Here is a 10,739-nt window from a genome sequence, read left to right as displayed (position 1 = left end):
GAGTTAGCCGGCGCTTCCTCCCCAGGTACCGTCAACCCAAAGCACTCTTCGCACCCCAGGCCTTCTTCCCCAGTGACAGCGGTTTACACCCCGAAGAGCTTCCTCCCGCACGCGGCGTCGCTGCGTCAGCCTCTCGGCCATTGCGCAAGAGTCCCCACTGCTGCCTCCCGTAGGAGTCTGGGCCGTGTCTCAGTCCCAATGTGGCGGGCCGTCCTCTCAGACCCGCTACCCGTCACCGCCTTGGTGGGCCGTTACCCCACCAACTAGCTGATAGGCCGCGAGCCCCTCCCCGCACGGCAGCTTTGATCAAGAGGCCGCCTTTCCCGGTCCCGCCATAAAGCAGAACCGACCATGCGGTATCAGCCCGGGTTTCCCCGGGTTGTCCCCCGCACCGGGATAGGTCGCTCACGTGTTACTCACCCGTCCGCCGCTCGGGTCGAACCCGAAAGTCCGCCCTCGCTCGACTTGCATGTGTTAGGCACGCCGCCAGCGTTCGTCCTGAGCCAGGATCAAACTCTCCAGTTATAGAAAGTCCTCTCAAGCTCCCGCGAACGCCTCGCTAAAACCTGGCGTTCGGAATCATCTACTTTGGTTCCCACCATGCCGGAGAGAAGTAGCGCTCTCCGGCGGGGACCCATCCAGACCACCAGACCCGGCTTGTCAAACAGCTTGAGCGCCCGCTCTAGGGCGCAGCATTAACAAGTAACCGATTTCCGCCGGCTTGTCAACCCCGGTTCGGGACCGGGGCCGGGCGAATGCCCGCGCTAGGAGTCGAACCTAGAACCTTGGGATTAAGAGTCCCCTGCTCTGCCCATTGAGCTACGCGGGCCTGGGCGCTTGTCGCGCCTTACGGCTCGGGCGCATGCGCCGTCTCGGTGCTCACGGGACTTTCCGAGACGAGCCCCTCCTGACGAGGGTGAGCGACCGGATTCGAACCGGCGACCTCCAGGGCCACAACCTGGCGCTCTAACCGACTGAGCTACGCCCACCACGGTGCGGCCGGCGGGAGGCGCCGCCGCCAGCGCGCCCGATAGGATTCGAACCTATGACCCGCGGCTTAGAAGGCCGCTGCTCTGTCCAACTGAGCTACGGGCGCAGAGTAGCCTGGTGAGCCGCCGGCCAGGCTCGCGGCCGGGCAGGCCCGGCCGCTGCGAAACCGGGTGGCGTTGCCTGATGGAAGCATGCGCCGCCGGGCCGGTGCCGCAGCAAAGAACAATACCCAAAATGTGGCCCTCAGTCAACCCGATCCAGGTGGGGTAGGTGGCGTAGGTGGGGTAGGTGGGGTCCAGGGGCGAAATCGGCCCACGAAGGGAGGCAGCGAGAGTCAGCTTGCGTGGCGGCCCCGGCCCTCTTGCTGGTGGGGGCAACCGTTGCCTTCCCATGCATCAATGAGGGGGAGGGAGAACGGCCGGCTGTTGGGCCGCGGGAAGCTCGAGTCGGGGCGCTCGGATTTGAACCGAGGACCTCCTGCTCCCAAAGCAGGCGCGCTACCGGGCTGCGCTACGCCCCGAAGGTGATTGACTCTATTAAGATATGGGTAGGCGGGGCCGGACGGTAGGGAACGGGGTGGGATCGCTATCGGCGAGCGGGATCCCGCTGGTTAGCAGCAGTGCGGCGAGGGCGCGGAAGGCGCGGGCGCGGTGGCTGATGTGGTTCTTTTCGGATTCGCTAAGCTCAGCCAAGGTTTTGCCGAGTGGCGGGATGTAGAAGAGCGGGTCGTATCCGAACCCCGCCTGACCGCGGGGCGCTTCCGTGATCTGACCTGCGCAGCTCGCGATCGCGCAGTGCTCCGGCCCGTGAGGCAAGGCGAAGGCCGAGGCACAGACAAATCGAGCCGAGCGGTGCGGGGCCGGTACCTGGCGGAGGCGCTCGAGGAGCAGGGCGTTGTTGGCGGCGTCCAGCGCCGGGCCGGCGAGGCCGGGGCGCATGGCGAAGCGTTTGCTGCGCACGCCCGGGTCGCCGCCCAGGGCATCCACGACGAGGCCCGAATCATCGGCCAGGGTGGGCAGTCCGATCCGCTGGGCGAAGTATCGAGCCTTGGCCAGAGCGTTCTCGTGAAACGTGGCCGCCTCTTCGAGGCGCTCTTCCCCGTGGCCGATGCTCGAACTCAATCGATCAAGGCTGGCGATCTCGATCCCGGGGATATGCTGCAGGATTTCGCGGATCTCGCGAGTCTTATCAGCACTCCGGGTCGCGAGGGCAAGGCGCAGCTTCATGGCGGCTTCAGCCCTGCAGGGCCTGGCGCTGCAGTGCGATGAGCTGCCCGATCCCGGAGAGTGCGAGGTCGAGGAGGACGTCCAACTCGGCGCGGCTGAAGCTGTGGTGCTCTGCCGTGCCCTGGATTTCCACCAGGTCTCCCTGCCCGAGTGCTACCACGTTCATGTCCACCTGCGCGCCGGAATCCTCGAGGTAGTCCAGGTCGAGGCGGATTTCGCCGCCCACCACGCCCACGCTCACGGCCGCGACAAGCTGGCGCATGGGCGAGCGCGAGAGGCTGCCCTGGGCCACGAGCCAGGAGCAGGCATCGTGCAGGGCGACGGCACCGCCAGTGATGGCGGCCGTGCGGGTGCCGCCGTCGGCCCCGAGCACGTCGCAGTCCATGGTGATGGTGCGTTCTCCCAGGGTGGCCAGGTCCATGGAAGCTCGCAGTGCCCTGCCGATCAGCCGCTGGATCTCGGAGGTCCGGCCGCCTGCCTGGCCGCGCTCGCGCGGCGTGCGCCGGTGCGTGGCGCGGGGGAGCATGCCGTACTCGGCCGTGACCCAGCCGGCGCCTTGTCCCCGCCTCCATTCCGGGAGGATCTCCTGGACGGTAGCCGTGCAGAGCACACGGGTGAGGCCAGCCGTGATGAGGCACGACCCTTCGGCATAGGGGGCGACGCCGCGTTCGAGCTGGACCGGCCGGAGCTCGTCATTGCGCCGGCCGGTCCGCTGCGGCAGGCTGCTCATGGGCGGGCCTCGGGCCCCGGCGCAAGCGCAAGACCCGCCCACCTGGTGGGCGTAACGCTGCGGCTCATCACCTTCCTTGCCGGATTCGCTGGATCAGACCACTGGTGGACTGACCCTGCCGGTAGTGCAGGATGACCACGCACCCGCCCACGGCCTCGACCTCCTCTCGGCCTACGACTTCGTCGGCCCGGTAGTCTCCGCCCTTCACCAGCACGTCCGGCAGCAGTTCTGCGATCAGCGCCCGGGGCGAGTCCTCCTGGAAAATCACCACCGCATCCACGCATGCCAGTCCGGCCAGCACGGCGGCCCGGTCCTCCTCCGGCACAAACGGTCTTCCTTCGCCCTTTTCCAGCCGGCGGGCCGAGGTATCCGAGTTCAGGCCGACGACCAGTGCATCGCCTAGCGCCCGCGCCTCGTATAGGTATTCCACGTGCCCCCGGTGCAGCAGGTCGAAGCAGCCGTTGGTGAACACCAGGCGTAGGCGCCGCGGCGGGCCGTAGCGTTTCAGGAGCTCGGCCCGCGAGAGCAGCTTCTGCCGCGGGGGAGCGAGCGCGGTCATGGAGGACTGGGCGCGGGCAGCGCGTCCGGGTCCTGGCCGCGGAGCGCTTCGAGGATTCGGTCGCCGCCGCGCTCGAGCAGATCGGCGGCGAGCTGCTGCCCCAGGAGCTCCGCGTCCTGGGCGGGGCCGGCGGCTTCGCCGCGCAGGAGCTGCTGTCCGTCCAGGGACGCCACCAATCCGTGGAGCAGCAGGCCATGCGGTGCGGGCGCGGCCAGTGCCCCGATGGGCACCTGGCATCCTCCCTCGAGGGCGCGCAGGAAGGCCCGTTCGGCAGCGGCAGCACACCGTGTCCAGGTGTCGTCCAGGCACGCCGTCAAGGCACAGGCGCGGGCGTCGTCTTCGCGGACAAGAATGGCGAGCGCTCCCTGACCCACGGCAGGCAGCCAGCCGGGTGGTTCGAGCAGCTCGGTCACGGCCGCCTCCCGCCCGAGTCGGCGGAGGCCGGCATAGGCCACTATGGCGGCATCGAATCGACCCCCCGCCACGAGGGTGAGGCGAGTATCGAGATTGCCGCGGAGGTCCTCCACCCGGAGGTCCGGCCGAGCGTGCAACAATTGGGCACGGCGGCGCAAGGAACTCGTGCCCACGCGGGCGCCCGGCGGGAGCGTGGCGAGCGTCCTGCCCGCGGCCGCGGGCGACGCCAGGAGCGCATCGCGAGGATCCTCGCGCTCGGTGACGGCCGCGAGCCGCAGCCCCACGTCCAGCCGGGTGGGCACGTCCTTGAGGGAATGCACCGCGGCATCCACGGAGCCGTCCAGGAGCGCGCGGTCGATCTCCTTCGTAAACAGACCCTGCTCGCCGATGCGGGCCAGGGGCACGTCGTGGATGCGGTCGCCAGTGGTGGCCACCACCTGCACCTCGACGCGCAGCTCCGGGTGCGCCCTTTCGAGGCGGGCCCGGACGTTCTCGGCCTGCCAGCGAGCCAGCGTGCTCCCCCGCGACCCCAGACGAAGCATTATCGCCTCAGCGATGCTCGCGCCATCACCACTGCGACTGGGCGCCGTCAACAATCTGCTGCACGAGATGATCGATCGCCTTCGACCGGCCGTCCTGGTTGCTCTGGGTAGCAGGCTGATACTCTCCGCGCCCAGTCAGATTCGAGGCTTCCCACAGGATCACGTTCTGCCTGGCGTCTATGATCTGGACCTCCATGGCGATCTGGACCTGGTGCGCCACGACTGTAGCCTGCCCGGAGGGATCGCCGGCACGGTAGCTCTGAGCCACGTCGTCGTAGCGCATGATCCGCCCGGTCAGTACGGCATCGGCGAGTTCGCGTCCAGCGGGCCGCACGCCCAAGGCGCGGGGCACTCGCTCGAGCAATCTCGCGAATAGCAGTTGCTCGAGCTCGAATTGAGCCGTCTGGTTTTCGAGCGGCTGGATATACAGGGTGCGGATGTGGGACGGGAAGCCGCCGCCGCCCTGGAATCCGTAATGGCAGGTCCAGGTCAGTGGCAGGGCGGCGAGCAGCAGCAGCGGCTCAAGACGCGCCCGGCGTCCAGATCTCGGGTGGGAAGGGCTCGACATCATCCGCCTTGTCCAGGGTCAAAACGAGCTCCACGAATGCCGTCCAGTCGCGGTACACCGCCTCACGGGGCAGTCTGCCCGCTGCCTCTCCTTTCAGCAGCACGCTTTGCCGCTCCTTTCCCGGCCACTCCCATTCCGCCTGCCGCAAGCTTCCGCCTTCGAAGGCGAAGCGCCAGCGGAACCCGCCCTCCCGATATTCGAGGTGCAACGCCTCGCCCTGCTGCCGCGCGCTGACCAGCTCGGCGTCCGGTGGCGGGCGGAAGACGCCCAACGCGCTCCACAGCAGAGGCGGCGGGGGCACCGGCGCGGCGGCGGCGAAGGGCGGCAGTCGCAGTTCGGCTTCCACCACGGCGGCGCTGAGGTAGGTCTCGCCGCGCGGCCCGAACAAGTCGAGCCGGGCCCGGTAGGGTGGCTCGATCCTGGCTACACCCCTTCCGCTGAAGCGTGCCTCCCGCTCGCGGACGGTCCAATCGAAGAGGATGCGCAGCGGCCGAGCCGGCGCGCTGGCCGCCACCAGGTCGTGTTCGACAGAAGCTGGCGCTGGCTGGCCGGCGGTGCCCGGCGGCGCGCACGCCAGCAGGCTAGCTGCGATCCCCAGCAGCGCCAGCGCGGCGGCTGCGGCCGGCCCGGCCCGCGTGAGACGATACCCCCCGCGCCGGCAAGCGGCAACGCGGCGCCTCATCAATAGTTGAAGCCGAAGAAGAAGTCGACGAAGGTGTCGCCGAACCCCTCGTTGTCATCGAACACGACGGGGGGCAGCTCACCGAGCCGGAACCGTCGTCCGATGTCGAGCCGCAAGACGAGGGGCGGGCCCAGTGAAGTGCGCAGGCCCAGGCCATAGCTGCCCCAGGTCCCTTCGGGCTTCTGGTCCTCGAGCCAGCTCGAGCCGGCGTCCACGAAGAGCGCGCCCTGGATGCCGGGGAAGCGCAGCTCGCCAAAGGGGAAGGCCAGGCCTATGCGGTGCAGCAAGGGGAACCGCCACTCCTGGTTCAGGAGCCAGACGCGCGAGCCGGCGAGCGCGAAACGCGGGTAGCCGCGCAAGCGGTGGGGCCCGCCCAGGACGGCCCGGTCGGGGATCGCTCCGTCGCTATAGAAGACGTACGCCCGGAACGCGTACGCGCTCAACAGCGAGGTGCGCACGTAGCGGCGATAATCGCCGATGACTACGTAGTTCTCCGCCGTTGCACTGCGGGTGACCGGCGCCCCGCTCACCTCACTGGGAGAAGTGCAGGAGAAACAGGTCACCAGGCCTGCCGTGAGGTTGAAGCGCTCGCCATCGATAGGGCCGGTGGGTAGCCAGAGGGTGTTATCCTTCACATAGGACAGGTAGTTGCTGGTCAGAACCCCTTCTCGCGTCAGATCGCGCGGGTCCGGCCGCGTGGTCCGGCCAAAAACCCCCTGCTCGAATGCGTCCTGGATATCCGTGCGGTTGCTGCGCTCGAGCCCGAGCTGCAGCTCGAGCCTGCGGAACTTGGAGAACGGATAACTGGCCACGAAGTAGCCGCCGTAGGTCTCCTCCTGATAAATGTCGAAGGCGACGTCTCGGAACAGGCCCTTGAAGCGGAATGCGCCGGCGCCGAAGTTCAGCCGGTGCGCCAGGTTCAGGTACAGCAAGTGCCCGCTGAAGTTATCCACGAGCTCTCCGAGATCCTGGGCCTGCACCGCGGAAATGCCGGCAAACAGGATATGGTTGCCGAGCATGTCGCTGGCCAGGAACTGGGCGCCTTGCGCCGCACCGACGCCCGGGGCGACCACCGCATCGCCGCCCGCAAAATCGAGGGACAGCTCCTGCCACGTGTTGTAGCGCTGGGGCTTCGCTTCCTTCACCAGGGCTTCATCGAGCTCGGACCATTCCCAGCCTAGCGGGAGTTCGCCGTTGCTTGCCGGAGTGTCTCCCAAGGCCAGCAGCGGCAGGTTGTTGTCCGCCAGTGCGAAGGCCGGCGCTGTGGCGGTGTCCGCCGGGAAGCTGTACTTGTAGATGCGGAACGTGCCTTCACTGAATCCGGTGAAGACGAGCCCGCGGTCTCCGGGCAGCCACTCGGGGTCGAACTCGCCGCCGGCCATGTCGGTCAGCCGCCGGCCGTTCCCCGCCGCGTCTACGGCGTAGATGTCGTAAATCCCGCCGCGATCCGAGCTGAAGGCAATTCGCTTCCCGTCCCGTGACCAGCGGGGGTCCTGATCGTTCCACGAGCCGTAGGTCAGGTAACGAAGCTGGCGCGTCTCGAGGTCCAGGACGAAGAGATTCTTGTGCCCGTCCACGCCGAACCGCGTACGATCGGAGGCGAATACAATGCTCCGGCCGTCGGGCGCCCAATCCGGATCCTCGTCCCGGTAGCGGTCGCCGGTCAAAGCGGCCCGCTCGTGGCTCGTGAAATTGACCGTGTAGAGGTCCGAGAACCCTGCGGTCGAAAGGCCCTCGAACACGACCTTCGTACCGGTGGGATCCCACGACGGGGACTTCAACCCTACCAGGTCCGGCCACTGGTAGCGCCCCACGATCTCGGCCTTCTGCAGGTTCCAGAGGAAGAGAGCATCGCGTTCCATGTACTTGGAAATAAAGGCAACGACGCCCCCGCTGCTCACGTCAATGCGGGACTCGTAGGCATGGAAGGACTCGAACTCTGCGCTCCGCTCGCCTTCGACTACCGCCGAAATGCCTTTCTCGCCCTCATCCAGGCGGGTGCGGTAGATGTTCGTGTAGCCGCTGCGTGGGGAAAGGAACAGCAGCTCGGGCACGGAGTCGCCTGGGGGCAGGTACAGAACCGGTTTGAAATTGGCCCCGCCCTTGTGCACCACGGGCACGGCGCCCACCTCGAGGGGCGCGCGCTGGGCGTAGATCGGGAAGTAGCGCTGCTCGAGCTCGTAGCGGAATTCCCGACTGAGCCGGTCGAGGTCGACGCCCAGCGTGGCCTCCAGCGCTTGCTCGAACGAGTCGTACTTCCAGTACTCCTCGTACAGCTCGACGATGTACTCCTCGCCGAAGCGGCCGGCGAGGTACTTGTGCAGCTCGGCGCCCAGAGGATAGGAGGCAAAGCTGTACAGGTAATTGAACTGCCTGATGGTGGGCAGTTTGCCGGTGAGCACCAGATCACGCACGAACATGTCGTCTTCCGGCGTCTGCGCACTCGACCAGAACTCCGCCAGCCCCTCGGTCCACCAATGGATCTGTTGCGGCGAAACCCGGCGCTGGCGGGGGTGCAGGGACTGGACTTCCGAGAGCTTCGAGAGCTGGAACGCGTGCACCAGCTCATGGCGCAGCGTGTGGCGGTATTGGGCATAGTCGCCGCGGAAGGGGAGGGCCACCCGCCGCTTCAGGTATTCCGTGAACCCCAGGACGCCTTCCGGAATGAACCCGGGGAACACGTTGGTCTGCTCGAAATGCTGATCCGAGGAGTAAACGATGAGCGGAATGCGCCGGAAGGGATGGTGCTGAAATTTCCGCTCGAGGAATCGGTAGCTCTCTTCCGCGTACGCCAGGGTCAGGCGGGCGAGCGTCTCCCCTTCGGGGTAGTAGTAGACGTCCACGTGCTCACCCGAAAGCACCTGCCAGTTGAAGCCGCGGTACTGAATCTTGTTCTTGCCGAACGGCACGAGCTGCGCCGTTCCGATTGCTGGCAGGCAGAGGGCAAGCGCCAGGAAAAGCGTGGTGGTTCGCATCATGGCAAGATCCGGATCGACGCGATCAGGTCATCCTGTGCAACGCGGTCGGCGACCTCGATGCCCTCCACTACTCGGGCGAACACCGTGTAGCCGCCGTCGAGGTGAGGTTGAGGTGAATGCGTGATGAAGAACTGGCTCCCACCTGTATCGGGCCCCGACAGCGCCATTCCGACGGTACCCCGCAGGTACCGGATACGATTCAGCTCGTCGCGGATTGCATAACCCGGGCCGCCGGTGCCATCGCCTCGGGGATCCCCGTCCTGCAGCACGAAGTTAGGCACCACCCGGTGCCACCGTCCACCTGTGAAGAAGCCGCTCCTGACCAGCGCGAGGAAGTTGTACACCGTGAGGGGCGCATCGGCTCCCGCCAGCTCCAGAATGATCGCGCCGCCCGCCGTCTCGATCCGCACCCGCTTGCGCGCGCCGCGACTGATTTCCGGCTCCACCAGCTCCTCGATGATCTGGCGGTAGAACCAGGGGTCACGCCCCGTCTCGACGGGAAACGCCTCGCCCCAGCTCCCCTTGCCCAGTTGCGCGACGGCCTGCGCCCGTACGACGGGATCCGGCGAGCGAGGGAATCTCAGATAGAAGCTTCTGGCCACGGGCGCGCCGCCGGCGGCGAACCTGCCAAGCGCTTGCAGGGCGGCCACGGCTGCGTCGTTGGTGCCGGTATCGCTCTGGGCGCGATCGTACGCCTCCAGCACGAGCGCGAGATCCGCCGGGTCAGCCCGCCGTGCCACGCCGCGCAATGCGGCGGCCCGCACTCCCGGATCCGGGTGGGCCAGAGCCTCGATGTAGAGCGGCTGGATGGCGTCCAGGCTGTCCCCGGCGAGGGTCACGCCGGCATCCAGCGCGGCGGCGGCGACCCGTGCATCTAGGTCCCGCAGCAGAGTGGTGATCAGGGGTGAGGCAGTGGCCCAGCGGCCTGCGGCCAGCGCGCGCGCCGCGTAAAGGCGCGCCAGCCAGGCTGTCTCGCGGGCCAGGGATCGGGCCAGGGCTGCGCCGCTTGACACGTCCAGCCGGAGCAGCGACGCGAGGGCCGCGCCGCGCAGCGAGACGGGCGCCCCTCCGTCAACCGCCAAGGCTGCCAGCGCCGACACGGCGGCTGCCCCGCCGATGTCCCCGAGTGCCGTTGCTGCCGCGTAGGCAAGTTTCGCATCCATGCGCGCCATCTGGGCCATCACGGGCGGAGCCGCAGTCGGGTCCTGGTAGGTGGCCAGCGATCGGATGGCATTGATGACGACGTGCGGGTGGGCGTCCGCGAGCGCGCGCTGCAATGCAGCGAGCGCCCGCTGGCGCTCTCCGGCCGAGTCGGCCAGGGCAGCTCGCAGCCCCCGCGCGGCGAACTCGCGTACCCGGTGATCCGGTTCCTGCAGTGCCCTGAGCAGGCGCCACGCCAGCGCGGGTTCGCCGATACGCATAAGCGCGTAGGCGGCCCGCCAGCGGAGTTCCGCCTGTTGGCAGTCCAGAAATGGCGCGACAAGCTCGGCCGTCCCGGGGTCGCGCGGGAACTTCCAGATCGCGAGCAGCGCTTCGCCCAGCATGGCCTCACGCCGGGTGAGGAGCGGAACGCCGCCGGATGCCGCGCGGCCGGCTCCCGATGGGCACACCTGCCCGCCGCGCTGGCGCTGAGCCCCGTCCGGCCGCAACACGGATTCCACTGCTGCGCGCGCCGTTCGCGTCCCCAACTTCCCCAGGGCTGCGACGGCTTCCCTGGCCGCCTCAGGGCCGCCGGTGACCATCAGCGCAGCGAGTGCGCCGGACACTGCGGCCCCGGTATCGGCGATCTCGCCCAGGGCAAAGGTGGCCTCGGCCCTCACCTCTTCACTGGAATCCGCCAGCGCCTCGAGCAGCAGGGGCAGCGCGCGCCGGTCTCCAATGCGTCCGGCGGCGCGGGCGGCGCGGTTCCGGATCAGCGGCGTTGGGTGCCGGAAAAGCTGCTGGAACCGGCTGGCATCAAAATCCCGGCGATCCTCGAGCCGCAGTAGCTCGGCGAGCTGGGTGATGTCGTCCCGGCCCAACGCCTGGCTGGCCGGCGGGCTGCCACCTT

General features: G+C 68.0%; 8 protein-coding genes, 4 tRNA genes and 1 rRNA gene. All 13 read right to left on the bottom strand.

Annotated elements, in window-relative coordinates; all coding sequences use genetic code 11:
* Positions 1-525, bottom strand: a 16S ribosomal RNA gene (locus HY703_05180); the annotation flags it as partial.
* Between the two features lie 231 nt (positions 526-756).
* Positions 757-829: transfer RNA gene (locus HY703_05175), tRNA-Lys, on the bottom strand.
* 86 nt (positions 830-915) lie between these two features.
* Positions 916-989, bottom strand: a tRNA-His gene (locus tag HY703_05170).
* 33 nt (positions 990-1,022) lie between these two features.
* Positions 1,023-1,096 (bottom strand) — tRNA-Arg (locus tag HY703_05165).
* A gap of 340 nt (positions 1,097-1,436) precedes the next feature.
* Positions 1,437-1,510, bottom strand: a tRNA-Pro gene (locus HY703_05160).
* A 16-nt stretch (positions 1,511-1,526) separates the two neighbouring features.
* A complete protein-coding gene (gene rdgB, locus HY703_05155) occupies positions 1,527-2,216 on the bottom strand; it encodes an RdgB/HAM1 family non-canonical purine NTP pyrophosphatase (protein ID MBI4544564.1) in 690 nt (229 codons plus the stop codon).
* A 7-nt stretch (positions 2,217-2,223) separates the two neighbouring features.
* Entirely contained in the window at positions 2,224-2,946 is a 723-nt protein-coding gene (gene rph, locus HY703_05150) for a ribonuclease PH (protein MBI4544563.1), read from the bottom strand.
* A gap of 67 nt (positions 2,947-3,013) precedes the next feature.
* Entirely contained in the window at positions 3,014-3,505 is a 492-nt protein-coding gene (gene rfaE2, locus HY703_05145; protein MBI4544562.1) for a D-glycero-beta-D-manno-heptose 1-phosphate adenylyltransferase, read from the bottom strand.
* Positions 3,502-4,461 carry a hydroxymethylbilane synthase gene (gene hemC, locus HY703_05140; protein MBI4544561.1) on the bottom strand — a complete coding sequence of 320 codons (960 nt, stop codon included), beginning with the start codon at positions 4,459-4,461 and terminating at the stop codon, positions 3,502-3,504. Before hemC ends, rfaE2 begins: the two co-directional genes overlap by 4 nt.
* Before the next feature lie 25 nt (positions 4,462-4,486).
* Positions 4,487-5,032: a hypothetical protein gene (locus HY703_05135; protein ID MBI4544560.1), complete on the bottom strand. Its 546-nt coding sequence runs from the start codon at positions 5,030-5,032 to the stop codon at positions 4,487-4,489.
* Positions 4,983-5,711, bottom strand: a complete 729-nt coding sequence (locus HY703_05130; GenBank protein ID MBI4544559.1) for a hypothetical protein — start codon at positions 5,709-5,711, stop codon at positions 4,983-4,985. Before HY703_05130 ends, HY703_05135 begins: the two co-directional genes overlap by 50 nt.
* A complete protein-coding gene (locus tag HY703_05125) occupies positions 5,711-8,689 on the bottom strand; it encodes a PD40 domain-containing protein (protein MBI4544558.1) in 2,979 nt (992 codons plus the stop codon). Before HY703_05125 ends, HY703_05130 begins: the two co-directional genes overlap by 1 nt.
* A partial coding sequence (locus HY703_05120; protein ID MBI4544557.1) for a peptidylprolyl isomerase occupies positions 8,686-10,739 on the bottom strand: 2,054 nt, incomplete at its 5' end. The genes HY703_05125 and HY703_05120, both read right to left, overlap by 4 nt.

Source organism: Gemmatimonadota bacterium (assembly GCA_016209965.1).
Classification (GTDB): Bacteria; Gemmatimonadota; Gemmatimonadetes; order Longimicrobiales; family RSA9; genus JACQVE01.
This window is presented reverse-complemented; position numbering and strand designations above follow the sequence as displayed.

Excerpts from the sequence above, each read along its gene's own strand:
- rph (MBI4544563.1), bottom strand. The coding sequence starts at position 2,946 with ATGAGCAGCCTGCCGCAGCGGACCGGCCGGCGCAATGACGAGCTCCGG.
- hemC (MBI4544561.1), bottom strand. The coding sequence starts at position 4,461 with ATGCTTCGTCTGGGGTCGCGGGGGAGCACGCTGGCTCGCTGGCAGGCC.
- rfaE2 (MBI4544562.1), bottom strand. The coding sequence starts at position 3,505 with ATGACCGCGCTCGCTCCCCCGCGGCAGAAGCTGCTCTCGCGGGCCGAG.
- rdgB (MBI4544564.1), bottom strand. The coding sequence starts at position 2,216 with ATGAAGCTGCGCCTTGCCCTCGCGACCCGGAGTGCTGATAAGACTCGC.
- HY703_05130 (MBI4544559.1), bottom strand. The coding sequence starts at position 5,711 with ATGAGGCGCCGCGTTGCCGCTTGCCGGCGCGGGGGGTATCGTCTCACG.
- HY703_05125 (MBI4544558.1), bottom strand. The coding sequence starts at position 8,689 with ATGATGCGAACCACCACGCTTTTCCTGGCGCTTGCCCTCTGCCTGCCA.
- HY703_05135 (MBI4544560.1), bottom strand. The coding sequence starts at position 5,032 with ATGATGTCGAGCCCTTCCCACCCGAGATCTGGACGCCGGGCGCGTCTT.